Below are 24,679 nucleotides of genomic sequence, written 5' to 3' on the forward strand. Positions count from 1 at the left end.
ACTACCTGCCCTCTTGATGGCCTTGCTGCTGACCGGCTGCGCCGGACTGCGCATCGACGACAGCCACCGCTCCCAGAACCAGGACAGCCGCGTGCTCTTCCTGGTGATGCACTACACGGTGGGCAATTTCGAGTCCTCGCTCAAGACCCTGACCGAGCCGAGCAGCGCGCCCGTCAGCAGCCACTACCTGGTGAGCGAGGACCCGGTGCGCATCTACCGCCTGGTGGACGAAAGCCGCCGCGCCTGGCATGCCGGCCCCAGCTACTGGAAGGGCCATGCGGGCCTGAACGCGAGTTCCATCGGCATCGAGATCGTCAACACCGGCGGCACGCGCCGGCCGGACGGCGGCTGGGACTTCAAACCCTTCCCGCCCGAGCAGATCGAGGCCGTGGTGGCGCTGACCAAGGACATCGTGGCGCGCCACAAGATCCGCCCCGAACGCATCGTCGGCCACGGCGAGATCCAGCCGCGCAGCAAGCAGGACCCCGGCCCGCTCTTCCCCTGGAAGCGCCTGGCCGAGGAGGGCCTGATCCCCTGGCCCGACGAAGCCCTGGTGGCCCAGCTCAAGGCCCAGTACGAACAGCAGCTGCCCGATCTGGCCTGGTTCCAGGCCAAGCTGGGGGAACACGGCTTTGCGCCCGCCCACAGCGCCGACCTGGAAGAGACGCTCGACGCCTACACGCGCGACCAGCTCATCGCCTTCCAGATGCGCTACCGCCCGGCCCGCTACGACGGCGTGCCCGACGCCGAAACCGCCGCCCTGCTGGACGCCTGCACGCGGCCCGGCGGGCTGAAGCTGCTCAAGCCGGCCGAGCGCGTGCCCTACACCAGCCGCTACTGATGAAAGCGTTCCTGCACAAGCTGGCCCTGCTGTTGCCCACGCTGCTCGGCATCACCGCCGTGGCCTTCGGGCTGATCCGCCTGGTGCCCGGCGATCCGATCGAAATCATGGTGGGCGAGCGCCAGCTTGACCCCGCCACGCACGCGGCACTGATGAAGCAGCTCGGCCTGGACCAGCCGCTGTGGAACCAGTACCTGCACTACCTGGGCCAGCTGCTGCAGGGCGATCTGGGCCAGAGCCTGGTGAGCCGCACGCCGGTGAGCCAGGAGTTCGCTGCCCTCTTCCCCGCCACGCTGGAGCTGGCCCTGTGCGCGCTGCTGCTGGCCGTGGTGGGCGGCCTGCTGCTGGGCATGGCCGCGGCGCTGAAGCGCGGCTCCTGGCTGGACCAGGGCGTGATGGGCCTGGCCACCGTGGGCTATTCGATGCCGGTGTTCTGGTGGGGGCTGATCCTGATCATGTTCTTCTCGGTGGACCTGGGCCTGACGCCGGTGTCGGGCCGCATCGCGGTGGAGTACGAGGTCGAGCGCGTCACCGGCTTCATGCTGGTGGACAGCCTGCTCAGCGGCGAGGCCGGCGCCTTCCAGAGCGCCCTGCGCCACCTGCTGCTGCCCGCCATCGTGCTGGGCACCGCCAGCCTGGCCGTGGTGGCGCGCATGACGCGCTCCAGCATGCTGGAGGTGCTGCGCGAGGACTACATCCGCACCGCCCGCGCCAAGGGCCTTTCCCCGGCGCGCGTGCTGGCCGTGCATGCGCTGCGCAATGCGCTGATTCCGGTGCTGACGGTGGTGGGCCTGCAGACCGGCAGCCTGCTGGCCGGCGCGGTGCTCACGGAAACCATCTTTTCCTGGCCCGGCATCGGCAAATGGCTGATCGACGCCATCGCCCGGCGCGACTACCCGGTGGTGCAGGCCGGCATCCTCGTCACGGCCCTCACCTTCATTGCCGTGAACCTGTTGGTGGACCTCCTCAACAGCTGGGCCAACCCACGCCTGCGGGGGGCCGCATGAAGTCTCCGCTGCGCGAGTTTTGGGACGGCTTTGCCGCCAACCGCGGCGCGCTGGCCGCGCTGATCGTCTTCTGCCTGCTGGTGGCGGCCGCGCTGGCCGCGCCCTGGCTGGCCCCGCACGACCCGATCGAGCAGTACCGCGCCCACATGCTCACGCCGCCGGCCTGGGCCGAAGGCGGCAGCAGCCGCTTCCTGCTGGGCACGGACGAACTGGGGCGCGACATCCTCTCGCGCCTGCTGCACGGCGGTCGTGCCTCACTGGGGCTCGCCGCCGCCGCGGTGCTGCTCTCGCTCATTCCCGGCGTGCTGCTGGGCCTGCTGGCGGCCTTCTATGCCGGCGCAGCCGGCTCGCTGATCATGCGCGCCATGGACATCTTGCTGGCCCTGCCGGGCCTGCTGCTGGCCATCTGCGTCATCACCATCCTGGGCCCGGGCCTGGCCAACACCGCGCTGGCCATCGCCATTGGCGCCCTGCCCGGCTTCGTGCGCCTGACCCGCGCCAGCGCCCTGGCCGAACTGCCCAAGGACTACGTGACCGCCAGCCGCGTGGCCGGCGCGGGCACCCTCAGGCAGATGTTCGTCAACGTGCTGCCCAACTGCATGGCGCCGCTGATCGTCAATGCCTCGCTGGGCTTTTCCACCGCGCTGCTGGCCGCGGCGGGCCTGGGCTTCCTGGGTCTGGGCGTGCAGGCCCCCACCCCCGAGTGGGGCAGCATGCTGAGCAGCGCGCGCGACTACATCCAGCGCGCCGGCTGGGTCGTCACCCTGCCGGGGCTGACCATCCTCATCGCCGTGCTGGCCGTGAACCTGATGGGCGACGGCCTGCGCGACGCGCTCGACCCCAAACTGAAGAAGCTGCAATGAGCGCGCCGCTGCTGGAAATCGACCGCCTCTCGGTGCGCTTCGGCGCCTTCCAGGCCGTGGACTCCGTCTCTTTGAGCGTGAGCCCCGGCGAGGTGCTGGGCATCGTGGGCGAATCGGGCTCGGGCAAGTCCGTCAGCATGATGGCGCTGATGGGCCTGATCCCCGCACCCGGCGAGGTCAGCGCGCAGACCCTGCGCTTCGCCGGGCAGGATTTGCTGAGCCTGGACGAGCGCGCGCGCCGGCGGCTGGTGGGCCGCGAGGTGGCGATGGTGTTCCAGGACGCCCTCTCGGCCCTGAACCCGGCCTACCGCGTGGGCTTCCAGATCGAGGAGATGCTGCGCGTGCACCTGGGCCTGCGCGGCGGCGCGGCGCGCACGCGGGCGCTGGAGCTGCTGCAGCAGGTCGAGATCCCCGACGCCAGGAACCGCCTGAACGCCTACCCGCACGAGCTGAGCGGCGGCATGAACCAGCGCGTGATGATCGCGATGGCCATCGCCTGCGGCCCCAAGCTCTTGATTGCCGACGAGCCCACCACCGCGCTGGACGTGACCATCCAGGCGCAGATCCTCGACCTGCTGGCGCGCCTGCAGCGCGAGCAGGGCATGGCGCTGGTGATGATCACGCACGACCTCGCGGTCGTCGCCGAACTGGCCCAGCGCGCCGCCGTGATGTACGCCGGCCAGCTGGTGGAAACCGCGCCCCTGCCCGATCTCTTCGAGCGCCCGCGCCACCCCTACACCCAAGCCCTGCTGGCCGCGCTGCCCGAGCACAACCGCGGCACGCGCCGGCTCAGCGCCCTGCCCGGCATCGTGCCCGGCGCGCACGACCGCCCGGCCGGCTGCCTGCTCGAACCCCGTTGCCCCAAGGCCCAGGCGCGCTGCCAGACCGAGCGACCGGTGCTGGAACAGGGCGTGCGCTGCTTTTTCCCGTCATGACCCAAGCCCTCATCGAAGCCCAGGACCTGGCGCGGCATTACGACCTGCGGCGCGGCTGGTTCGCCCCCAAGGCCCGCGTGCAGGCGCTGGCCGGCGTCAGCTTCAGCTTGCAGCCCGGCCGCACCCTGGCCGTGGTGGGCGAATCCGGCTGCGGCAAGAGCACGCTGGCGCGCCAACTCACGCTGATCGAATCGCCCAGCGGCGGCAGCCTGTGCATCGAAGGCCAGGACCTGGCCGCCATGAAGCCTGCCCAGCGCCACACCCTGCGCCCGCGCGTGCAGATGGTGTTCCAGAACCCCTTCGCCAGCCTGAACCCGCGCCACAGCATCGGCCGAAGCCTGGCCGAGCCCCTGCTGCTGCACACCCAGCTGAGCAAACCCGAACGCCAGGAGCGCGTGGCGCAAAGCCTGGCCGCCGTGGGCCTACGGCCAGAACACGCGGCCCGCTATCCGCACATGTTCAGCGGCGGCCAGCGTCAGCGCGTGGCCATCGCCCGCGCCATGATGCTCAAGCCTGCCCTGGTGGTGGCGGATGAACCCGTCTCGGCCCTGGACGTCTCGATCCAGGCGCAGATCCTCAACCTCTTCATGGACCTGCAGGAGCAGACCGGCACCGCCTATGTGTTCATCTCCCACAACCTGGCGGTGGTGGAGCACATGGCCGACGAGGTGATGGTGATGTACCTCGGCCGCACAGTCGAGATCGGCCCCAAGACCAGCCTGTTCGCCCAACCCCTGCACCCCTACACCCAGGCCCTGATGAGCGCCACGCCCTCGCTCAAGCCCAAGGAACGGGCCCAGCGCATCCGCCTGCAAGGCGAACTGCCCAGCCCCCTGAACCCACCCAGCGGCTGCGCCTTCCACCCGCGCTGCCCGATGGCGCAGGCACGCTGTGGGCAGGAGCGGCCGGCGCTGCGGGAGGTGGGGAGGCGCCGGGTGGCTTGTCATCTGGTCTGAGCGTCCTCGCCGCGCAGAGAATCGCGGCCCGCTCAAGACCTTGCCATGCCCAACCTTCTCATCACCAGCGTCGGCTCCGGCGTGGGCCACAACCTGCTGGATTGCCTGGAGGGCCGACGAGACGGCCTGCGGGTGATTGGCAGCAACTCCGAAGCCGGTGCAGCGGCCAACTTCCGCTGTGATCGCGTCTACCTCGCACCGCCTGCGGCCGATGCGGCGGCCTGGGACGCCTGCCACACCGAGCTCCTGGTGCGCGAGGCCATCGACCTGGCGATTCCGGCGCGCGACGACGATGTGCTGGCCCTGGCGCGCTGGCGCGCTCGTGACCCTCAGCTCGCGCGGCGCTTGCTGGTGGGTGCGCTGGAAGCGGCCCAGGCGCTGCATGACAAGGCGCGGTACGCGGCGTTCGCGGCCGCACAGGGCCTGCCCTTTGCCGCCACCGTGGTCTGCGGCCCAGATTCGCCACCGGACACGGCTCTGGCGCTGTGGCAGGTCCATCGCACCTTGATTGCGAAGCCCGCAGCCGGCAATGGCTCTCGGGGCGTACGCATCATCCACACCGAGGCCCAAGTGCTGGCTGCGGCGATAACGCCGGGCTATGTGCTCCAGCCCTATTTCGACCCTCACCCCGATTGGCACGGACAGGCGGAGGCCGCGCCCCTGGGCTGGCCGCTCTGGTCGGAAGTCCCTGAGACCTCGCTCTTCGGCTTGCATGCCCTGATCGACCCCCGGGGGCGGATCGAGGGCTCGCTCGGCTACCGCGCGGTGCAGAGCTCGGGTCGACCCACCTGGCTGGAGCCGTGCGCTGAAGCGCCTTGGGCGGACTTGGCCCTGGCCCATGTTCGGGCCCTGGCGCAGGCGGGCTGGCGTGGCCCTTGCAATGTGCAGGGCAAGCGCGATCCCGAGTGGGGCTGGCAGGTCATCGAGGTCAACGGACGCTTCACCGGGGCATCGCTGGCCCGCCGGCTGCTGGGTCTGGATGAGCTCGGCCTGTGCCTGCGCCAATGGCTGGGCGACACCGCCATCACGCTGGACCCGCCCCGCCACGCCGCCAGCCATGTCGACGGCAGCTACCGCGTGGAGCGCCATGATCTGGCCATGCTGAAGCAAGCCGGGGTGTGGCCCCCGCGCAATCTCTAAAGCGGCAACTTGTCGCTGCTGACCGGCAGCAGCACCGGTTGCGGCGCCGCATAAACCGCGCGCGCCTGGGCATGCCCGCTGAGCACCACCCCTGCCCCGAGCACGGCCTCGGCGCCGACCCGCACGCGGTCCCGCACCACTGCGCCCACTCCCAGCAGAGCCGCACGGCCGATGGTCACGCTACCCGCCAGTGCCACGCTGGCCGCCAGGTAGCAGTGGTCCTCCAGCACCACGTGGTGGCCCACCACGCTGCCACTGCCCACATGCACGTTGTCGCCCAGGCGCGTGTAGGGCTGGATCACGCAGCCATCGCCGATGGTGCAGTTCTCGCCCATCACCACGCCGGGCCAAACGCTGGCGCGCGGGCTGATCAAGTTGACGAAGCGGTAGCCCAGCGCGCGCGCCTGGTCGAAGCGTTCGGCCCGGATGCGGTTCACCGCGGTGGGGCCGATGGCCACCACCGCCAGGTGGGTATCGGGCGGGAAATGGCTCGTGATGTCTTCAAACGCGTGCACCGGCAGGCCCAGGAGTTCAGGGCTGCGGATGTAGGCGCGATCGACGACAAAGCCGGCCACCTGCAGCGCGGTGTCACGCCGCAGCCGCGCCAGGGCCAGTTCGGCCACCTGACCATTGCCCACGATGACCACCCGCTGAGGCGTGTTCATATGCGAACAGACTGCAGGCGCAGCCAGTCCTCCAGCAAGGCATGCATCTCGGCCCGCATCACCCCGCCCTGCACCGGCACGGGCTTGCCCAGCATCTGCAGCAGGGTGCGGCAGGGCACGGTGGGTTCGGCCAGGCCGAAGCGGGGTTCGTCCTGCATGTCGATGGCATACACGATGCGCCGCAGGCCGGCCCAGACGCTGGCGCTCAGGCACATGCTGCAGGGCTCGGCGGTGGAGTACAGCACGCAATCCTTGAGCTCGGAGGCCCCCAGGTTGCGGCAGGCGGCGCGAATGGCCTCGACCTCGGCATGGGCGGTCGCATCATGGTTCTGCCAGATGGCGTTGTGGGCCACGGCCAGCACGGCGCCGTCGGGGCCCACGATGCAGGCCGCATAGGGCGGCTGGCCCACCAGCATCGCTTCACGTGCCTTGGCAATGGCTTGGCGCATGTAGACCCCATCCATGCCGGCTTCCGCGGCCTGGGCCTCCGGGTCCTGGCCCAGGCTCTGGCGCCGCTCCAGCAAGGCGCAGAGCGCCGCCAGGGTCGGGGCCTCGAACAGATCGGTCATCGTGACCTGCAAGCCGAGCTCCTGCTCCAAGGCCAGCGTCAGTTCCAGGGCGAGCAGCGAATACCCACCCAGGTCGAAGAAGTCGTCACCGGGCGCCACTTCACTGCGCTGCAGCACGCGACACCAGAGCGCTGCCACCGCCTGCTGCAGGCCGGCACCCGGCTGCACGCGCGCGGGCGGCGGGTCGGCTGGCGCGCCGGCCTGGGCACGCAGGGCCGCCCAGTCCAGCTTGCCGTTGGGCGTCATCGGCAGGTGGTCGATGGCCACCCAGCGTTCGGGCACGGCGTAATGCGGCAGGCGTTCGGCCACGAAGGCCGCCAGCCCGGCGGGCAGCACCCCGCCCCCGATCGGCTGCACATAGGCGACGAGGCAGCGACCGCCATCGCCCTGGAGTTCGGCGTCCACCACGGCGTCGCGCAGCGCGGGGTGGCTGACCAGTGCGGCCTCGACCGCCCCCAGCTCGACCCGGTAGCCCCGCAGCTTGACCTGGCGATCGGCCCGCCCCTCGAAGCGCAGGGCACCGTCCGGCCCCTGCCGTGCCAGATCCCCCGTGCGGTACTCGCGCTGGCCGTCATGCCAGCCAAAGCGCTGCGCCTCCAGCTCGGGCCGGCGCCAGTAGCCCAGCGCCACGCTGGGCCCACCCACCACCAGTTCCCCCAATTCACCCGGCGCCACGTCGGCCCCTTGCTCGTCCACCAGGCGCAGGCGCACATCCGGCAAGGCCTGGCCGATGCAGGCGCCCTGGCCCGGCGCAAGGTCCGCGTCCGTCACCCGGTGGAAGGCCACCTCGCCGCTGGTCTCCGTCAGCGCATACAGATTGGCCAGGCGGGGCCGTTCCGCGCCGAAGTGGGCGAGCCAGGGGGCGAGGGTGTGCGGCTCCAGGGCCTCGCCGCTGAAGGCCACCCAGCGCAGATCGGGCAGGGCTGGCGTCTGCGGCCCCAGGCCGCGCGCCAGCTGCCGGAAAGCGGTGGGCGTCTGGCTCAAGACGGTCACCCGTTCGGCCGCCAGCAGGTCCAGCAGCCGCTGCGGCGACTGGCTGAGCGCTGGCGGCACCAGCACCAGGCAGCCGCCATGTGCCCAGGCGCCCCAGACTTCCCAGACGGAAAAGCCGAAGGACAGCGAATGGCAAAGCGTCCAGCGGTCCTGCGCGCCGAAGGGCATGGGGCCGGACAGCGCCGGGAACAGGCGGGCGACATTGGCATGCGACACCCGCACCCCCTTGGGCTGGCCGGTGGAGCCCGAGGTGTAGATCAGGTACATCAGATCCTCACCGGCCAGCGCACGGCCGGGCACCCAGGCCGCCGGGCCTGGTGCGTGCCACCATGCATCGTCCAGCGTGGCACCGTGGGGGCTGCGCAGCGCCCCCAGAACGGCGGCCGGCTCGCAGTCCGCCACGATCTGCGCCTGCCATTCCGCCGGGTGCGCCGGATCGATCGGCACGTAAGCCGCGCCGCTCTTCAAGATGCCCAATAGCGCCGCCAGAGCCTGAGCCGAACGCTCGTAGGCGAGCACCACCCGATCGCCGGCGCCGATGCCGCGCGCCGCCAGCGCCGCCGCCAGGTGATCCGCTCTGCGGTTCAGCTCGGCATAGCTCCAGCACTCGCCCTGGTCGACCAGGGCAGGCGCCTGCGGGCAGTGCGCCGCATGGCGCTCGAACAGCTGGGGCAGCAGCGGGTGCATGGTGTGGCGGATCAGAAGGGACGGAAGCGCACGGGCAGACGCTGCAGCCCGCGCAGAAAGAAGTCGGCGCGCCAGGGCGGATCGGCTTCAGCCACGGCCAGGCCCTGCAGACGCTCCAGCAGGCGCGTCAGCGCCACCTGGGCTTCCAACCGCGCGATGCCGGCACCCAGGCAGCTGTGCCGACCATGGCCGAAGCCCAGGTGATCGGCGTCCGCGCGGCGGATGTCGAAGCGATCGGGCTCAGCCCAGCGCGCTGGGTCCCGGTTGGCCGAGCCGAGCAGCAGGTAGACGGGCACGCCCTTCGGAATCACCCGGCCATGCAACTCGATCGGTTCGAGCAGGGTTCGACCGACCACCTGGGCTGGGCTGTCGTAGCGGATGAACTCCTCAAAGGCCGGACGCACCAGGCTGGGGTCGGCGCGCAGTTGCTGCAGCTGCCCGGCGTCGTTCAGCAGCGCGTGCAAACCGTTGCACAGCGCATGGGCGAAGGACTCCTCGCCGTTGGCGAACAGCAGGATGCAGGAGGTGATCAGCTCGTCGTCGCTGAGTGCGTCGGCCTCGTCGCGCAGCTGGATCAGCTGGCTGATGACATCGCGCTGCGGCTCACGGCGCCGCCGTTGCACCAGGGGCCCAAGGTAGTCACGAAACTCTTGCACCGCGCCGTTGAGCTCGCGGTAGGCGCTCGCGTCGGTGATGGGGGAAAACACCTGGAACACGCTACCGGCCCAGCGCTTGAGCAAATGCCGGTCCTGCGGCGGAATGCCCAGCAGCTCGGAAATCACCTGCACGGGCAGGGGGATCGCGAAGTCGTGCAGCAGGTCCATTTCGCCACGCGCCGCATGCGGCGCCAGCAGCTCGTCCACGCAGTGCAGGATGCGCTCGCGCAGATTGCTGGCCAGGTTGTCCGTGATCACCCGGGCCAGCAGGCGGCGCAAACGGGTGTGCTCCGGAGCGTCCTGGAACATCACCATGTCGCGCACCATGCGCGAAGCCGGCAGGCCCTGCAGTTCCTGACGTGCATGCACCGAAAAGCGCGAGGGCCGCGAACTGAAGCGGGGGTCGCGCAGCGCGACCCGCACATCGGCATCGCGGGACAGCACCCACATGCCGAACGGACTACGGTGCACCGGGTCTTCCTCGCGCAGCCGGGCGTACAGCGCATAGGGTTGCAGCTGCGCTTGGACGTCGCGGGGGTCAAACAGGGGCGCGCGTGGCATGGGCGGTGCTCCGGCGGCGTCTACCAGAGCGATCTTTTCGCAGGGCCGGGGCCGTCGGCCCGGGAGGGCGCGGACTCTACCATCGGGGACATCCCCCAAGTAGTGCGCTCCTGGGCGTGCGGCAGGCGTGAGAGCATCGCGCCCCCCACGCGCAGCCGTCGCCTGCGCGCGCCCTTCAGCCCCTGTTTGCACGCTTCTCTTGGCCATGCCTGACTCTGATTCCAGCCCACCCGGCCCCACCCTGCGCCGGCTGCGGGACCATTTACTGCATGGCCAGGACCGTCAGGCTCTGCTGCTGGGTCAGGCACTGACGGCTGAGCACCCGGAGATGGGTGAGGCCTGGAACCTGCTTGGCGTGGCGGCCCAAAGGGAGGGCCAGCCGAACCTGGCGCTGACGGCAAAGCGCAAGGCCGCGCAGCTGCTGCCACATCGGCCCGATGTGCACATCAATCTGGCCAACACCCTGCGGCAACAGGGAGAGCTGGAGGAGGCATGCGCCTGCCTCCAACTGGCCTTGCGCCTGAAACCGGGCGACGCGGCGGCGCACAACCTGCTTGGCTTGGTGCAGCAACGCCAAGGTCACATTGAACCGGCGCAACAGAGCTTCGAGGCCGCGCTCAGATGCGATCCGAATTTCGTGCAGGCGCACAGCAATCTGCTCTTCATGCTCACCCACGAAGGCAGCTTGAGCCCAGCCGAGTTGCGCGACGCGCACCTGAGATTCGGCGCCATGCATGGCTCACCCCTGCGCAGCCAGTGGCCTCAGCATGCCAATCTGCGCGACCCGGGCAAGCGTCTGCGAGTCGGTTTTGTATCGGCTGATCTGCGCAATCACGCGGTGGCCCGCTTCATCGCACCCATTTGGCGCGCCTTCGATCGCAGCCAACTGGAATTGGTGGCCTACCAGGCGCATTGGCGCCGTGACACCTATACGGACGAGTTGCAGGCCCTGTGCGATCAATGGGTGAAAGTGGCCGCATTGAGTGACACCGAGCTGGCGGCCCGCATCCAGGCCGATGGCATTGACATCCTGTTCGACTTGTCTGGCCACACCGCCCACAACCGTCTGATGTGCTTTGCCCGCAAACCCGCGCCGGTCCAGATCACCGCCATCGGCTACCCGCACAGCACAGGCCTGGAGGCGGTGGACTACCGCATCACCGACACCTTCCGCACCCCGCCCCAGCTCGCCTCTCAATGCGTGGAGCATCTCGTGCGGATACCCAGCTCAAGTACCTTCGAGCATGGGGAAGCGCCGGAGGTGGCGCCGCTGCCGGCGTCACTCGGCCACCCTTTCACCTTCGGCAGCTTCCAGCGACCCAACAAGATCGGCCCGGCCAGCCTCGATTTGTGGGCCGCCGTGCTGCACGCCGTGCCCCAGAGCCGCATGCTCTTGGGTGCCATCGATGGCGCCGAGGCCCGCCAGCGGCTCCAGGAGGCGCTGGAAGTGCGAGGCATCGCGCGTCAACGCCTGGCTTTTCATGGCGTACAGCCCCTGCCGCAGTACCTGGCCTTGCACGCACAAATCGACTTGCTGCTCGACACCGTGCCCTACCCGGCCGGCACCACCGCGCACCATGGGCTGTGGATGGGCGTGCCCACCCTGACCCGCACGGGCGATTCCTTCGTCTCCTGGCAGTGCGCCGGCATCCTGGGCCGTCTGGGCCTGCAGGCCTTCATTGCGCACGATGACGCCACGTTTGTTGCCATGGCCAAGACCTGGAGCCAGCAACTGCGTTCGCTTGGCCAGCTGCGTGCCAGCTTGCGCGCCCGCATCGGCACCCACCCCCTGGTGCAACCCGCCACCGTCGCCGCCGGCATCCAGGCCGCGCTGCGCGAAATGTGGCGCCGCTGGTGCGCCGGCCTGCCGGCCGCATCCTTCGAGGTGCGACTTGAGCCCTGACCACAAGCTCACCGTCACCCGGCCGGACCTGCCGCCGCTGGCCGACCTGATGCCCGCGCTGGAAGCCCTTTGGGAAAGCCGCCAGCTCACCAACAACGGTCCCTTCCACCAGCAGCTGGAGCAGGCGCTGTGCCAGTTTCTGGACGTGCCGGAGCTCGCGCTGTTCTGCAACGGCACCATCGCCCTGCTGGCCGCACTGCGCGCGCTGGATCTGGAGGAGGGCGAGGTCATCACCACGCCCTTCTCCTTCGTGGCGACGACGCATGCGTTGCGCTGGGCCGGGCTGACACCGGTGTTTGCGGACATCGACCCCGTCACCCTGAACCTGGACCCGGAGCGCGTGGCCGCGGCGATCACGCCGCGCACGCGCGCTCTGCTGCCCGTGCATGTGTACGGCCGGCCCTGCGACACCGCCGCGCTGGACGCCCTGGCCGCGCGCCATGGCCTGAAGGTGCTGTACGACGCCGCCCACGCCTTTGGCGTGCGCACGCCGGGGCTGCTGCGTGCCGGCGATCTGTCGGTCCTCTCCCTGCACGCCACCAAGGTCTTCCACACCTTCGAAGGGGGTGCGGTGATCTGCCGCGACGCCGCGATGAAGCGGCGCCTGCAGCAGATCCGCAACTTCGGCTTCGTGGACGAGCTGACGGTGGACAGCGTGGGCATCAATGGCAAGCTCAACGAGCTGCAGGCCGCCATCGGACTGCTGCAGCTGCCGCGCTATGACGCCAACAACCAGCAGCGCGCCGCCGTGGACGCCGCCTACCGCGCCGGCCTGGCGGCTCTGCCCGGCCTGGCCCTGCCGCCCGGCACCGACCCGCTCAGCCACAACCACAGCTACTTCCCGGTACGCATCCAGGCCGGCTTCGCCTGCAGCCGCGATGCGCTGTACGAGCGACTCAAGCTGCAGGGCATCCTGACGCGGCGCTACTTCCACCCGCTGATCAGCCGCTTCCCGATGTATGCCGAGCTGCCCAGCGCCCAGCCGGACCATCTGCCGATGGCCACCCAGGCGGCGCAGGAGGTGCTGTGCTTGCCGCTGTTTGCGGGCATGAGCGTGGCGGACAGCGCGCGGGTGATCGACGCCATCCAAGCAGTGACCCGCTCAGGCTGAGCAATTGCGCTGAAAAAGCGACAGATCCACCTTGCCATATCGGCAATCTGGCCTGTCCGCCGCGGCGGCCTGCCGTTACATCCATCGACCGGCCCTCCTGGGCCGATGCATGCAACTGCAACCGCGCTACGGGCAAGTCCTGATGCGCCTGCGCAAGCTCATGCCCGGCGGTGATGGCGCCCGCGGCGCCGCCCCCTGTTCGCACCGCCCGCCCCCTCCTAACGTGCGCCCCCGCTGACAGGCAGCGTCTCTTCGGGCGGGCCGTTCAGCGGCCCCTCACACCAAGGAGACGCGATGAATTTCCGACAGTGGCCTGCCGCCACCTTGCTGGCCTGGCTGGCCGGCGCCGCGGGCGCGCAAGCGGCCTGCCCCAATGGCAGCAGCTTTGACAGCAACCTGGGCTTTTGCGCCGACAGCGCCAACGCCTACGGCCCCTTCACCCAGGCCATGACGAGCCAGTGCAGCGCGCTGGGCGGTGGCCCGGCCTGCACGGATACGAAGCCCTACCTGGTGGGCAGCACCACGGTGCAGCTGCCGCGCTGGAGCAAGGCCTTCACCCAGGGCCTGCGCGGCACCGGCGCCTGCCCGAACGGCAGCGTGCCCGACCCGGCGTACGGCAACCGCTGCAGCGAAACCGTGGGCGGGGTGAAGAGCGTCTACGGCCCGTTTGCGGACAGCCTGATCGCGCAATGCGTGGCGGCTTCGGGCGGCCCGGCCTGCTACACGAACCGCTGGAACGCCGGCTTCTACGCCGGCCTGGCCAGCGCCGGCACGCCCAAGAACAAGTTCGGCGCCTGGCTCTTCCTCATCGGCAACACCGGCATGACGCATGCGCAGCTGGCCGACAAGCTCAAGAGCGTGGGCGTGAAGCGCATCTTCATCAAGCTTGCCGACGGCGCCAACAGCTGCAACTGGTTCCCGGATGCCTGCTCGCGCACCACCACCGACATCTACAAAGCGCGCGGCATCGAGCCCTGGGCCTGGTCCTACAACTACCCGGGCAACGAGGCCGCGCAGGCCAATGCGCTGAAGCAGGCCGCCAGCTTCGGCTACCAGGGCTATGTGCTGGACCTGGAGAAGGAGTTCGACGGCACCACGACGCCGCTGGAGAACCTGCTGAAGGCCTTCAGCAGCGCCCAGGCCGAGGCGCGCGCCGCCGGCACGATCAAGGGCGACTGGTACCTGACCGCCACCACCTGGGGCAACCCCAAGGACCGCGGCATGCGCGTGGACATCATCGACAAATACGTCGACGCCCACATGCCGCAGACCTACCTGGACGTCTGGGGCCCGAGCTATGTGGCCGAGACCAAGCGCTGGATCGAGACCGGCAACTGCGAGTACCGGGCGCTGGGCGCGAAGAAGCCGATCTGGCACATCGCCTCGAACGAAAAGGCCTTCACCACCGCCGCGCAGCAGAACGAGTTCTTCAAGATCGCCGGGCCGCACGCCTCGCTCTGGGTGGTGCCTGGGGGCGAAGTGCCGCTCTCACAATGGAACACCATGGCTGCGATGAACTGGCAGCAGGCCAGCTGGGACACCAGCACCGCCTGCAGCGCCGGCAACTACCAGATCGCTGCCAGCCCGCCGCCCAACCCCACGCCGGTGGCCACCAGTTGCCCCGACGGCGCCAGCTTCGACACCGCGCTGGGCTTCTGCGCCGACGGCACCAACGCCTACGGCCCCTTCACCGCCGCGATGGTGAGTGAGTGCCAGCGCCTGGGCGGCGGCAGCACCTGTGCCGAGCAGCAGCCCCTGCCTTACCAGGGCAACACGGTGACGGTGGCGGCCGCCCGCTGGGCCAAGGCCTTTACGAAGAGCCTGCGCGGCACGGCCGCCTGCCCGCGCGGCAGTAGCGCGGGCGATGCACGCTTTGACGGCCTGTGCGTGGAAGGCACCGCGCCCAGCGGCAACCCGCTGAACGTCTTCGGCCCCTTCCCCGCCACCTTGACGGCCAGCTGCCAGAGCAAGGGCGGCGGTCTGGCCTGCCTGCAGCAGCGCTGGTCGGGCGACTTCTATCTGCAGCTCAAGGGTCTGAGCAGCACGCCGGTTTCGTTCCCGTACTACAACCAGAACGCCAACCAGCAGGAGGGCTGGCGCGCCTGCAGCATCACCTCGCTGGCCATGGTGCTGGACTTCTACAAGATCACCGACCCGGCCCGCTTGGGCATGCGCACGCCGGACTACCTCTACAAGACCTACGGCATCAGCGGCGCGCCGGCCACCATGGCCAACATCTTCAACGCCGAGGCCATCAAGGCAGGCTCCGCGCTGCGGGATCAGTGGACGAGCGCCGGCTCCATCGGCCAACTGCGCAGCCTGGTGAGCAGTGGCAAGCCGGTGGTCATCCATGGCTGGTTCACCGGCCCCGGCCACATCGTGGAGGTGGTGGGCTGGGACGGCACCCACTACATCGTCAACGACCCCTATGGCGTGTGGGACGGGGTGCCCTACTCGAAGAACTACGACACCACGCGCAGCGGCAAGGGCGTGAAGGTCCCGGCCGCCAAGTTCGAGGCCGTGATCACCGATGACGGCACGGGCGCCGACTTGCTGATGCACGTCTTCAAGTAAGGGCCCGAGCCCTTCGCAAGCCTGGCGCGGCCGAGCTTCAGCGGCCCAGCCAGGCTTGCGCTTTTTCGACGCCGGCGTTTAGTTGGGCCAAGTACTCCGCCAGCCCGTCGATGAAGGCCTTGATCTTGGGCTGGCCGCGCTTGCCCTTGGGGTAGACGGCCCAGAGTTCGGGCTCGCCCCAGGCCTCGCACTCGAAGCGCCAGTCGTCCAAGCAGGTCTGCAGCCGGCCCTCGCGCAGGTCGCGCGCCACCACCCAGTCGAAGCAGGGCAAGAGCCCCTCGCCGGCGCGCAGCGGCGCCAGCAGCAGCTCGTCGCTGTTGCAGGTGATGGGCCCCTGCGGCACCACCACCACCGTGCGCTGCGGGCCCACGAAGCGCCAGCGGCTGTCCAGGCCTTCGCAGTGGAAGACCAGGCAGGGGTGGCCGGCCAGATCCTCGGGCTCGCGCGGGAAGCCCATGCGCTCGAAGTAGGCCGGCGCGCCGCACAGGCGCACGCGGTTGGCCCCCAGCGAACGCGCGATCAGCTCGCTGCTCCGACCCTGCTCGTGGCGCAGCGCCAGGTCGAACTGCTCGGCCACGGGGTCGGGGTCGTCGTCGCGCAGCACCAGCTCCAGCTCCACCTGCGGGTGGCGGCGACGGAAGGCCACCACGTACTCGGCCAGCACGGCATGGCCGAGCATGAAGCTGGCCGCCACACGCAGCGTGCCGCCGAGCTGCTTGCGCAGGGCCGCACTCTGGTCCTGCGCGCTGCGCAGGTGCTCGCGCATCTGCCGCGCGGCCAGTGCGTAGGCGCGTCCGGCCTCGGTCAGGCGCAGGGGCTTGGCGCCGTGCTCCACCAGCAGCTGGCCGGTCTGGCGCTCCAGCGCACGGATCTGTTTGGACAGCGCGGAAGGCGTGGTGTGCAGGCGCGCCGCCGCGGGCGCCAGGCCGCCCGCTTGTTGCACTTCCAGCAAGATCAGCAAGGGGTTCAGGTCCAGGCTCATGCCGCCATGCTGCCTGCCCTTCGGCCGCGGCGCCATGGGGAATCACCGCGCAGCGCCGCCTGATTGGGGGGGGGCAGCAGCCCGAACCGCGGGGCAAGAGCAAGTTGCCGAAACGGACCGATGGCGCGACCAGACTCGCCGCCCAAGACGGCCGGGCTCTCGATGCACCGCACCAGGCTGTCGGCCCACAACATCTTCCGAGGAGTCCTGCGAATGCGTCTGCGTCACACCCCGAGTCCCGTCGCCCTGGCCCTGCTGTTGGCCGGCCTGATCCAGCTGCCCGCCGCAGCACAGACAAACGCCCCCGCTGAGCCCGAGGCCGAAGCGAAGAACAAGACCGAGAAGGCCGAGAAGACCGAGAAGGAGGCCAAGCCCGCCCAGCTGGACACCGTGATCGTCACCTCCAGCAAGCGCCGCGAGCTGGCGCACCGCCTGCCCTACAACGTCACCGCCATCGGCGAGCAGGCGCTGCGCGAGGCCAACATCACCGACCTCAAGCGCCTGATCGCCAACAGCCCCTCCATCGAGGCCCCGCCCAACAGCGCGCGCTTCTCTGACTCGATCACCGTGCGCGGTCTGAACATCAGCTCGGTCAGCGCCAACAACATCGAGTGGTTTGCGCGCAGCACCCTGTCCACCTACCTGGACGACGCCATGCTCCCGGCGGTGGGCTTCCGCATCAAGGACATCGCCCGCGTCGAAACCCTGCTCGGCCCCCAGGGCACGCTATACGGCGGCGGCGCGCTGGGCGGGGCGGTGCGCTACATCACCAACAAGCCGCAGCTGGGCAAGTTCGAGGGTCAGCTCAACACCAGCTTCTTCCAGGTCAAGCACGGCTCGCTGTCGAACGACACCGATGGGGTGCTGAACGCCCCGCTGGGCGAGGACCTGGCGCTGCGCGTGTCGCTGGCGCGCCTGGATGACCGCGGCTACACCGACCGCTACGCCGGCACGCCCAGCTACCTCACGTCGACCTGGACGCCCAAGCCCAACGCCGACCAGGTGCTCTACAAGGACGACGACTGGTACCGCGCCGACACCGCGCGTGTGTCCCTGCTGTGGCGCGCCACGCCCGCGCTGGAGCTGCGCCTGACGCATGGCTGGCAGGACAGCACCGCCCACGGCACCAGCGGCGGCCAGCTGCTGCCGGCCAGCGGCTCGCCGGCGCGCTACACCGCCCCGCCCGCCTGGGACCGCCAGACCGTGCTCTCCCCCTACCCCGAGTACACCGACCGCCGCATCGACCTCACCACGATCGACCTCGACTGGCGCCTGGACGGCCTGGGCCAGCTGCACAGCAGCACCAGCCGCTTCAAGGACAGCCGCGTCGGCCAGGGCGATTACCTCGGCACCGGCTCCTTCTTCTATGGCGACCTGGGCTACTCGCGCTACCGCCTGGGCGCGCCCAATTTCGCCGGCCAGACGGCCTACATGACCTACGACAACCGCAACGAAGGCCTGCTGCACGAAACCCGCCTGGTCTCCGAGCCCGGAGTGCTCAGCTGGATTGCCGGCCTCTTCCTCTCCAGCCAGGAAAAGAGCCAGCAGTACAGCGAGTGGATGCCCACCCTGCCCTCCAGCGGCCGCCCCGGCGAGGGCTACCTGGAAGACCAGCGCAGCAAGTACCGCGAGCGCGCGCTGTTCGGCGAACTGAGCTGGAAGACCACCGACAAGCTCACCCTCACCGCCGGCGCCCGCCTGTTCGCCTACCAGGACGACAGCAGCACCCAGGTCGAGGACTACGCCTTCGACCTCGTCACCGGCACCATCAAGGGCCGCGAGAAGGACAGCGGCCAGAGCTACTTCAAGCTCAACGCCAACTACGCGCTCACCCAAGATTTGCTGGCCTATGCCACGCTCAGCCAGGGCTTCCGGCGCGGTGGCGCCAACGGCTTCCGCGGCGTGGGCGACCAGGCCGTCAACCCCGCCCTGCAGGGCTACCGCCCGGACCGTACCGACAACTTCGAGATCGGCGCCAAGGGCTTCCTGCTGGACCGCCAGCTCTACCTGCAGGCCGACGTCTACCAGATCGACTGGAAGGACCCGCAGACCTACTTCAGCCAGGACATCCAGGGCTTCCCGGTGTGGGGCACCACCAATGGCCCGAAGGCGCGCACGCGCGGCTTCGAGATGCAGCTGCGCTGGCTGCCCGTGGCCGGCCTGGAGCTGGGCCTGAGCAGCAGCTACACCGAAGGCGAATGGGCCGGCACCAAGGAGGTCTGCCTGTACGCCGACGGCACCGAATGCCGCACCTACCGCAAGGGCGGCCAGCTGGGCGGCACCGCGCCCTGGAAGCACAGCGCCAACGCCCGTTGGAGCAGCAGCTGGGGTGACAGCGACGTGTATGTGGCCGCCAGCGCGAACTACCTGGGCGTGAAGGCCAGCGACCGCGGCGACGACCCCGAGGACAAGCCCTTCGAATACAAGGCCTACACCACCTACCGCCTGAGCACCGGCCTGAGCCAGGGCAACTGGGACCTGAGCCTGTGGGTGGACAACCTGAGCAACGAACGTGAGCTGGTCTCCTTCCAGGGCACCTCCGCCGTGGCCAGCCGCGTGGGCCTGCGTGGCATCTACCTGACCCCGCGCACCGTGGGGCTGAACCTGGGCTGGCGGTTCTGAGCATGCGGGGCCTCCCCCTCAATCGGCGCCAGGGCCTGCTGACCGCGTTGGCGTCGGCCATGGGGCAGGCGCGGGCCGACACGCGCCTCGATCGCCTGGCCGGCCTCACCCAGGGCCCGGCCGCCCCGCTCAGCGGCCTGGTGCTGCGCCTGCAGCGCGGCCCCCAGCTGCTGGCCCAAGGGGCCTGGGGCTGGCGCCGCCTGGGCGCGCAGCCCTTGCCCATGCAGATGGACACGCGGCTGCGCATCGCCTCGATCTCCAAGCTGGCCCTGGCGCTGGCCCTGCTGCGCCTGCACGAGGCCGGCCGGCTGGACCTGGACGCCGACCTCAGCCGCTGGCTGGGCACGCCGCTGCGCCACCCGCTGCATCGCGAGGTGCCCATCACCGCCCGGCTGCTGCTCACCCACCAGGCCAGCCTGCAAGACCCCGAACACGCCGTGCAGCCCGACGGCGCCGCCCTGCGCCGCAGCTGGGCCGACCCCGCCAACTGGCACCCTGCCGCCCCCGGCACTCGCTTCGCCTATTGCAACTTCGCCTTCGCCCTGCTGGCCACCGCCATGGAAGCCGCCAGCGGCGAACCTTTCGACGCGCTGATGCAGCGCTGGCTGTTCGCGCCGCTGGGCATCCGCCCCGGCTACGACGTGGCGCGCTGGAACGCGGCCGAGCGCGCCCGCCTGGCCACCCTGTACCGGCGCGGCCCGCAGAGCTGGGAGGCGCAGACCGACGCATGGCCCCTGCCCACCCAGCCGCGCTGGGGCCGGCACCAGCAGCCCGGCCAGAACGGCAGCAGCTTCGCCCCGCAGGGCGGGCTGCGCATCAGCCTGCCGGAACTCGCGCGTATCGCCCAGTTGCTGCAGCAGCGTGGCCGCTGGCAGGGCCAGGCCCTGATCAGCCCGGCCGGCTTCGAGAGCCTGCTGCAGGCCAGCTGGGTGCACCGCGCGGGCGATGGCGCCGACACCCTGGGCGGCCTGTTCCGCGCCTGGGGCCTGGGTCTGCAGATCTTTGCCGATGTGCACGACGCCGCCGGCGGCGACCGCCTGCACCCGCAAGGCGGCTGGCGCGCCTACGGCCACCTGGGCGAGGCCTATGGCCTGCTTTCCGGCCTGCTGTTCCAGCCCGCCGATGCCCAGCAACCCGGCTGGAGCCTGCTCTACGCCTTCAACGGCACGCTGGCGCAACCCGAACGCGGCCGCCATTCCAGCCTGAGCCGCTGCGAGGAACTCGTGCTCGAAACCCTGTTGGACCAGCTCCGATGACCTTCCCCTTCCAGCACCACCCGCACTTCCTGCAGTGCCCGCCCCCGCGCGGCGACGAGCCCTTCGCCCTGGCCGGCCTGTGCTGGGACGGCGCCACCACCAACCGCCCCGGCGCGCGCCTGGGGCCGGGCGCCATCCGCGCCGCCAGCCAGCTGCTGTGCGACGGCACCCACCCCCTGTTCGACACCAGCCCGCAAGGCCAGCTGGCCGACCTGGGCGACCTGCCCCTGCCCAACACCAGCCTGGCCGCCGTGCGCCAGACCCTGGCCGCGCAGCTGCCCCCGCTGCTGGCGCGCCACCACATGGTGTGGCTGGGGGGCGACCACTCGCTCACCCTCTCGCTGCTGCGCGCCTACCGCCAGCACCTCGGCCAGCCGCTGGCGCTGATCCACTTCGACGCCCATTGCGACACCTGGACCGAGCACTTCGGCGAACCCAGCGGCCACGGCACCTGGGTGCACGAGGCGCTGGAAGAAGGCCTGCTGCGGCCCGAGGGCGTGGTGCAGATCGGCATCCGCTCGGCGGCCGAGCGCGCGGCACGCGAACGCGTCACGGCCGCCGGCGGACTGGTGTTCGACGGCCGCTCCTTGCGCGGTCTGGAGGGCGCGGCGCTGGCCCCGCTGCTGCAGGCCGTGCGCACGCGCATGGGGCTGCTGGGCCACCCGCCCGTCTACATCAGCCTGGACATCGACTGCCTGGACCCCGCCTGCGCCCCCGGCACCGGCACGCCCGAGCCCGGCGGCCTGAGCAACGGCCAGTTGCTCACCTTGATGGAAGACCTGGCCACGCTGAACTGCGTGGGCATGGACTGCATGGAGGTCTCGCCCCCCTACGACCACGCGCAGCTCACCAGCCTGGCGGCGGCGCATGCGGTGTGGACGTATCTCTGTGCGCGCTTGGCGCAGCCGCCACGGCCCTGAACGGGGGGCTCGCCGCCCCGCGCGAAAGCCGGCACCATGCGGCCCACATCTAAGCGGGGGCTGCATGGCAACACCGATTGGGAAGTGGATCTCCACCCTGGCCCTGGCCGTCACGCCGCTGGCGGCCCCGGCCGCCGAATGGTTCGTGGCTACCACCGGCAGCGACAGCACCGGCAATGGCAGCCTGGCCGCGCCCTACCGCACCCTGGGCCACCTGCTGGACCCCGCCCGTGCCCTGGTGCGCGCCGGCGACACGGTGACCCTGCGTGGCTCCGAGGGCGCCAATGTGTTCGACGAAACCGAGGTGCGCCTGCGCCTGCCGCTGACGCTGCGCTCCCACCCCGGCGAATGGGCCGTCATCCGCTGCCCGCTGAACCTGGAGGACGGCGTCTGCATCCAGATCGACCCCGAGGCCTCGGGCAGCACGATCTCGCGCCTGGAGGTGATGGGCGGCAATCTCTACGGCCTGTTCTTCCAGACCGACTGGGATTCCCGCAACAACCGCGGTGGGCGCGGGGCTTCGAACGTGCTGGTGGAGGACTGCCGCATCCACGACACCGGGCGCGACGCCATCAAGATCACCCCCAAGAGCGACGACATCACCATCCGCCGCTGCGAGATCTACAACACCGGCCGCATCTACCCCGCGGGCACGCCGCTCGAAGAGAAGAACGCCGAGGGCATCGACAACGTCAATGGCAGCCGCATGACGGTGGAGGACTGCTGGATCCACGACATCGCCACCAATGGCCTCTATTTCAAGGGCGGTGCAGCCGATGTGCGCGTGCAGCGCAACCGAATCGAACGCACCGGCGAGGGCGGGATCATGGTGGGCTACGACACCAGCCCCGAGTTCTTCGACACCGCGCTGAACCCGAACTACTACGAGAGCATCCGCGGCGTGGTGGTGAACAACGTGGTACGCGAAACGGGCTATGCGGGCATCGGGCTCTTTGCCGCGCAGGACGCGCTGGTGGCCCACAACACGGTCATCGACACCGCCCGCCTGGGGCACGCGGCGCTGTACTTCGGCGTCACCCTGCAAGACTTCGACCCCGTGGCCAAGCGCCCGGGCTCGGTGAACCCCACGCTGCGCAACAACCTGGTGCTGCAGCAGGGCGGTGCCTGCATCGGCATCCGCTGGGCCAATGAGATCAGCGCCGCCGGCGTCTTCGGCCTGGTGGGCAGCCCGGGCAGCGAGCACAACTGGCTGCAAGCACCGAACGACTGCCGTTTCTTCGACGGCCGGCCCGGCAGCCCCATCCAGGACGGCGGCAGCCTGGCGCAATGGCAGCAGCACCTGAACGCCGACCGCAACAGCCGCACCGGCGCGGTGGCCACCAGCCCCGACGGCCACCTGCCCCCGGGCAGCCCGGCCAGCAACCAGGCCCCCGCCCTGCCCCAGGTCAGCGAAGACTTCGACCGCCAGCCGCGCAGCGGCGGCCAGGTGGATTACGGCGCCGACCAGGCCCAGCCCAGCAGCGCGATGGAACGCGTGATGAACTGGGCCGAATACGTCTACCCCCAGCTCTTCCCCCGCGGCGGCACGCGCGGTAGCTACGCGCCTTACAGCTACCGCTACTACCCGGCCACCGGCAACTACCTGGGCAGCGACGGCACGCGCATGGTGCTGCACAACGGCAAGCAGTGGAACTTGCTGGACGTGGGGGCGGTGAGCGACTTCCTGGCGCAGGCCGCCGCGGCGGGGTTCTGACTCAGCGGTGCTTCACAGATAGGTCTCGTTCATCAGCGAGCGGTACCAGGTCCCCATCTTCTCGAACTGCTCGGTGCTGGGCCCGGCGGCCTCGGTGGCGCCGACCGTGCCCGCCACCTGGTCGCGGGCGACGAAGCGCCAGGCGCCGCTGACTGGATCCTGCTCGTACTGGTAGACCGCCGTCAGCCAGGAGGCCAGGCTGTTGCTGAGCGGTGAGAAGCAGGCCGAGTTGGCCGTGGGTGTGGCGTAGGGCGGCAGGCCGGCGAAGGCACGCACGATGGCATCGGCGCAGATCTTGGCGCCCTGGTTGCCCACGTGGCCGGCCTTGGGCAGCGTGGTCTTGGCGGCGTCGCCAATCACATGCAGGCCGGCGCGCCCGGGCAGCGTGCTTTCGAAGGAGCGGCCGTCCACCGGGGCGAAGCCGCCGGCATCCGCCAGCCCGAGCGCCTGCACGATGGCCCCCGCGCGGTGCGGCGGGATCACGTTCAGCACCTGGGCCTCATGGGTCTCGCTGCCCATCACGAGCTCTTGCCCGCTGGCGTCGCGCACCACCACGTCCACCCGCACCGCCCCACCCGCCTGCCCGGCGCTGGCCTGCACCGAGCGCAGCACCCGGCCGCTGAGGTAGCGCAGGTTGGATGCGTACATCGTGCCGAAGGCGAGCGAGAAGTTCTCGCGCTCGGCCATGATGTCCGGGTTGGCATCCAGCACCAGCACCTGCGCACCGGGCTTGTTGCGCTTCAGGTAGTCAGCCACCACGCAGGCGCGCTCGTACGGCCCGGGCGGGCAGCGGTAGGGCGCTTTGGGGATGGTCATCACGAAGCGGCCGGTGGCCGGCATGGCCGCCAGTTGGTCGCGCAGTTGCAGGGTCTGCGGGCCGGCCTGCCAGGCATGCAGGATGGGGGCGGGCACGCTGGCGTCCTGCATGGAAGGCACGGCGTCAAACTGGATGCCGGGGGCGAGCACCACGCGCTCGCAGTAGCGCACCTGGGTGCCGCTGGCGGTGGCGATGCTGACCTTCCAGGCGCCCAGGCTGCCCCCCGGCTCCACGGCGGTGACGCTGCCCACGACCCGTGCAATGCCGTAATTGCGCTGCAGATTGGACCAGCCGTAGTTCAGGATCGAGGGGCTGTACTGCCCGGTGAGCACGAGGTTGCTCATGATGTTCGAGGTGTACTGGGCCGAGGGCTCGACCAGCGTCACCTCGATGCTGCGCTGGCTCCACAGCCGCAGGTACTTGGCGGCTGTGGCACCGGCCATGCCGCCCCCCACCACCACCACGCGCGCCAGGCCGGCCGGCTGGGCGGCGCGTGACCAGGGCAGCGCCAGCGAACCGGCACTCAGGGCCTTCAAGAGTTCACGCTTGTTCATTCGCACGGTTCTCATGGCATGCCACTCCAAAGGGGTTCAGGGCTTGGGCTGGCGCGCGAAGTACTCGGCGATCAGCTCGATCTGCCGCGGCGTGTAGCCGCGGGCATGCGGGGCCATGATGTTGGAGCGGGCGGACTTGCGGCGCAGGTCGTTCAGCTTGTCCACCAGGTCCTTCTTGCTGCTGCCCGCCAGGGTGCCGAAGGCGCCCTTGACGCCATTCGTGCCGTGGCACTGGAAGCAGCCGGAGGCGAGCAGGCGCCCCTCGTCGGCCGCCTGCGCCCAGGCGCCTTGAACGAACAGTGCAGCCAGCGCAGCGCCAGCCAACGGGGATTTCCATGCGGTGTTCATGGCCG

At 70.2% G+C, this 24,679-nt stretch carries 19 protein-coding genes; 13 read left to right on the forward strand and 6 right to left on the reverse strand.

The window, feature by feature from the left end; genetic code table 11:
• Window positions 1-16: 16 nt before the first annotated feature.
• The 6 genes from I7X39_RS06555 to I7X39_RS06580 are packed head-to-tail and all read left to right on the forward strand — an operon-like array spanning window position 17 to window position 5,742.
• Entirely contained in the window at window positions 17-841 is an 825-nt protein-coding gene (locus I7X39_RS06555; protein ID WP_232351753.1) for an N-acetylmuramoyl-L-alanine amidase, read from the forward strand.
• Window positions 838-1,848, forward strand: a complete 1,011-nt coding sequence (locus tag I7X39_RS06560) for an ABC transporter permease subunit (protein ID WP_198110249.1) — start codon at window positions 838-840, stop codon at window positions 1,846-1,848. Before I7X39_RS06555 ends, I7X39_RS06560 begins: the two co-directional genes overlap by 4 nt.
• Window positions 1,845-2,711, forward strand: a complete 867-nt coding sequence (locus tag I7X39_RS06565) for an ABC transporter permease subunit (RefSeq protein ID WP_198110169.1) — start codon at window positions 1,845-1,847, stop codon at window positions 2,709-2,711. Before I7X39_RS06560 ends, I7X39_RS06565 begins: the two co-directional genes overlap by 4 nt.
• Window positions 2,708-3,646 carry an ABC transporter ATP-binding protein gene (locus I7X39_RS06570; RefSeq protein ID WP_198110170.1) on the forward strand — a complete coding sequence of 313 codons (939 nt, stop codon included), beginning with the start codon at window positions 2,708-2,710 and terminating at the stop codon, window positions 3,644-3,646. The genes I7X39_RS06565 and I7X39_RS06570 overlap by 4 nt, the downstream gene beginning before the upstream one ends.
• The gene (locus tag I7X39_RS06575; protein ID WP_198110171.1) at window positions 3,643-4,602 is read left to right on the forward strand and encodes a dipeptide ABC transporter ATP-binding protein; all 960 of its coding nucleotides are present in this window, start codon (window positions 3,643-3,645) and stop codon (window positions 4,600-4,602) included. Before I7X39_RS06570 ends, I7X39_RS06575 begins: the two co-directional genes overlap by 4 nt.
• Before the next feature lie 45 nt (window positions 4,603-4,647).
• On the forward strand, window positions 4,648-5,742 hold the full coding sequence (locus I7X39_RS06580) for an ATP-grasp domain-containing protein (RefSeq protein ID WP_198110172.1): 1,095 nt from the start codon (window positions 4,648-4,650) through the stop codon (window positions 5,740-5,742).
• Here I7X39_RS06580 and I7X39_RS06585 read toward each other — a convergent pair.
• From I7X39_RS06585 to I7X39_RS06595, 3 genes are read right to left on the reverse strand one after another with little or no spacing between them, the layout of a single operon-like run.
• The gene (locus I7X39_RS06585; protein WP_198110173.1) at window positions 5,739-6,407 is read right to left on the reverse strand and encodes an acetyltransferase; all 669 of its coding nucleotides are present in this window, start codon (window positions 6,405-6,407) and stop codon (window positions 5,739-5,741) included. The two genes, I7X39_RS06580 and I7X39_RS06585, sit on opposite strands and share 4 nt — an antisense overlap.
• Window positions 6,404-8,656, reverse strand: coding sequence for an amino acid adenylation domain-containing protein (locus tag I7X39_RS06590; protein ID WP_198110174.1), 2,253 nt, complete (start codon window positions 8,654-8,656; stop codon window positions 6,404-6,406). The genes I7X39_RS06585 and I7X39_RS06590 overlap by 4 nt, the downstream gene beginning before the upstream one ends.
• An 11-nt stretch (window positions 8,657-8,667) precedes the next feature.
• Entirely contained in the window at window positions 8,668-9,873 is a 1,206-nt protein-coding gene (locus I7X39_RS06595) for a cytochrome P450 (RefSeq protein ID WP_198110175.1), read from the reverse strand.
• A gap of 328 nt (window positions 9,874-10,201) precedes the next feature.
• On the opposite strand from I7X39_RS06595, the gene I7X39_RS06600 reads away from it, so the two are divergent.
• From I7X39_RS06600 to I7X39_RS06610, 3 genes are all read left to right on the forward strand, one after another.
• The gene (locus I7X39_RS06600; protein WP_375140749.1) at window positions 10,202-11,776 is read left to right on the forward strand and encodes an O-linked N-acetylglucosamine transferase, SPINDLY family protein; all 1,575 of its coding nucleotides are present in this window, start codon (window positions 10,202-10,204) and stop codon (window positions 11,774-11,776) included.
• A gap of 49 nt (window positions 11,777-11,825) precedes the next feature.
• Window positions 11,826-12,887, forward strand: a complete 1,062-nt coding sequence (locus I7X39_RS06605; RefSeq protein WP_198110250.1) for a DegT/DnrJ/EryC1/StrS family aminotransferase — start codon at window positions 11,826-11,828, stop codon at window positions 12,885-12,887.
• A gap of 294 nt (window positions 12,888-13,181) precedes the next feature.
• Window positions 13,182-15,461, forward strand: a complete 2,280-nt coding sequence (locus I7X39_RS06610) for a C39 family peptidase (protein WP_198110177.1) — start codon at window positions 13,182-13,184, stop codon at window positions 15,459-15,461.
• Window positions 15,462-15,498: 37 nt separating this feature from the next.
• Here the strand turns inward: I7X39_RS06610 and I7X39_RS06615 are convergent, their stop codons facing one another.
• Entirely contained in the window at window positions 15,499-16,443 is a 945-nt protein-coding gene (locus I7X39_RS06615) for a LysR family transcriptional regulator (RefSeq protein WP_198110178.1), read from the reverse strand.
• A gap of 213 nt (window positions 16,444-16,656) precedes the next feature.
• Here I7X39_RS06615 and I7X39_RS06620 point away from each other — a divergent pair, with 213 nt between their 5' ends.
• The 4 genes from I7X39_RS06620 to I7X39_RS06635 all read left to right on the forward strand — a co-directional run bounded on the left by I7X39_RS06620 (window position 16,657) and on the right by I7X39_RS06635 (window position 22,955).
• A complete protein-coding gene (locus tag I7X39_RS06620) occupies window positions 16,657-19,065 on the forward strand; it encodes a TonB-dependent receptor (protein ID WP_198110179.1) in 2,409 nt (802 codons plus the stop codon).
• A 2-nt stretch (window positions 19,066-19,067) separates the two neighbouring features.
• The gene (locus I7X39_RS06625; protein ID WP_198110180.1) at window positions 19,068-20,321 is read left to right on the forward strand and encodes a serine hydrolase domain-containing protein; all 1,254 of its coding nucleotides are present in this window, start codon (window positions 19,068-19,070) and stop codon (window positions 20,319-20,321) included.
• Window positions 20,318-21,241 carry an agmatinase gene (locus I7X39_RS06630; protein ID WP_198110181.1) on the forward strand — a complete coding sequence of 308 codons (924 nt, stop codon included), beginning with the start codon at window positions 20,318-20,320 and terminating at the stop codon, window positions 21,239-21,241. The genes I7X39_RS06625 and I7X39_RS06630 overlap by 4 nt, the downstream gene beginning before the upstream one ends.
• A 64-nt stretch (window positions 21,242-21,305) precedes the next feature.
• Window positions 21,306-22,955: a right-handed parallel beta-helix repeat-containing protein gene (locus I7X39_RS06635; RefSeq protein WP_198110182.1), complete on the forward strand. Its 1,650-nt coding sequence runs from the start codon at window positions 21,306-21,308 to the stop codon at window positions 22,953-22,955.
• Window positions 22,956-22,967: 12 nt separating this feature from the next.
• Here I7X39_RS06635 and I7X39_RS06640 read toward each other — a convergent pair whose 3' ends face one another.
• Window positions 22,968-24,326, reverse strand: a complete 1,359-nt coding sequence (locus I7X39_RS06640) for an FAD-dependent oxidoreductase (protein ID WP_198110183.1) — start codon at window positions 24,324-24,326, stop codon at window positions 22,968-22,970.
• Window positions 24,327-24,362: 36 nt separating this feature from the next.
• Window positions 24,363-24,674, reverse strand: a complete 312-nt coding sequence (locus tag I7X39_RS06645; RefSeq protein ID WP_198110184.1) for a c-type cytochrome — start codon at window positions 24,672-24,674, stop codon at window positions 24,363-24,365.
• Window positions 24,675-24,679 lie beyond the last annotated feature (5 nt).

Origin of the sequence: Inhella proteolytica, assembly GCF_016093275.1 — a bacterium.
Taxonomy (GTDB): Bacteria; Pseudomonadota; Gammaproteobacteria; order Burkholderiales; family Burkholderiaceae_C; genus Inhella; species Inhella proteolytica.

Bases quoted from the DNA above. Each gene is read 5' to 3' on its own strand.
- I7X39_RS06555 (WP_232351753.1), top strand. From the start codon at position 17: ATGGCCTTGCTGCTGACCGGCTGCGCCGGACTGCGCATCGACGACAGC.
- I7X39_RS06565 (WP_198110169.1), top strand. From the start codon at position 1,845: ATGAAGTCTCCGCTGCGCGAGTTTTGGGACGGCTTTGCCGCCAACCGC.
- I7X39_RS06570 (WP_198110170.1), top strand. From the start codon at position 2,708: ATGAGCGCGCCGCTGCTGGAAATCGACCGCCTCTCGGTGCGCTTCGGC.
- I7X39_RS06575 (WP_198110171.1), top strand. From the start codon at position 3,643: ATGACCCAAGCCCTCATCGAAGCCCAGGACCTGGCGCGGCATTACGAC.
- I7X39_RS06580 (WP_198110172.1), top strand. From the start codon at position 4,648: ATGCCCAACCTTCTCATCACCAGCGTCGGCTCCGGCGTGGGCCACAAC.
- I7X39_RS06585 (WP_198110173.1), bottom strand. From the start codon at position 6,407: ATGAACACGCCTCAGCGGGTGGTCATCGTGGGCAATGGTCAGGTGGCC.
- I7X39_RS06590 (WP_198110174.1), bottom strand. From the start codon at position 8,656: ATGCACCCGCTGCTGCCCCAGCTGTTCGAGCGCCATGCGGCGCACTGC.
- I7X39_RS06595 (WP_198110175.1), bottom strand. From the start codon at position 9,873: ATGCCACGCGCGCCCCTGTTTGACCCCCGCGACGTCCAAGCGCAGCTG.
- I7X39_RS06600 (WP_375140749.1), top strand. From the start codon at position 10,202: ATGGGTGAGGCCTGGAACCTGCTTGGCGTGGCGGCCCAAAGGGAGGGC.
- I7X39_RS06605 (WP_198110250.1), top strand. From the start codon at position 11,826: ATGCCCGCGCTGGAAGCCCTTTGGGAAAGCCGCCAGCTCACCAACAAC.
- I7X39_RS06610 (WP_198110177.1), top strand. From the start codon at position 13,182: ATGAATTTCCGACAGTGGCCTGCCGCCACCTTGCTGGCCTGGCTGGCC.
- I7X39_RS06615 (WP_198110178.1), bottom strand. From the start codon at position 16,443: ATGAGCCTGGACCTGAACCCCTTGCTGATCTTGCTGGAAGTGCAACAA.
- I7X39_RS06620 (WP_198110179.1), top strand. From the start codon at position 16,657: ATGCGTCTGCGTCACACCCCGAGTCCCGTCGCCCTGGCCCTGCTGTTG.
- I7X39_RS06625 (WP_198110180.1), top strand. From the start codon at position 19,068: ATGCGGGGCCTCCCCCTCAATCGGCGCCAGGGCCTGCTGACCGCGTTG.
- I7X39_RS06630 (WP_198110181.1), top strand. From the start codon at position 20,318: ATGACCTTCCCCTTCCAGCACCACCCGCACTTCCTGCAGTGCCCGCCC.
- I7X39_RS06635 (WP_198110182.1), top strand. From the start codon at position 21,306: ATGGCAACACCGATTGGGAAGTGGATCTCCACCCTGGCCCTGGCCGTC.
- I7X39_RS06640 (WP_198110183.1), bottom strand. From the start codon at position 24,326: ATGAACAAGCGTGAACTCTTGAAGGCCCTGAGTGCCGGTTCGCTGGCG.
- I7X39_RS06645 (WP_198110184.1), bottom strand. From the start codon at position 24,674: ATGAACACCGCATGGAAATCCCCGTTGGCTGGCGCTGCGCTGGCTGCA.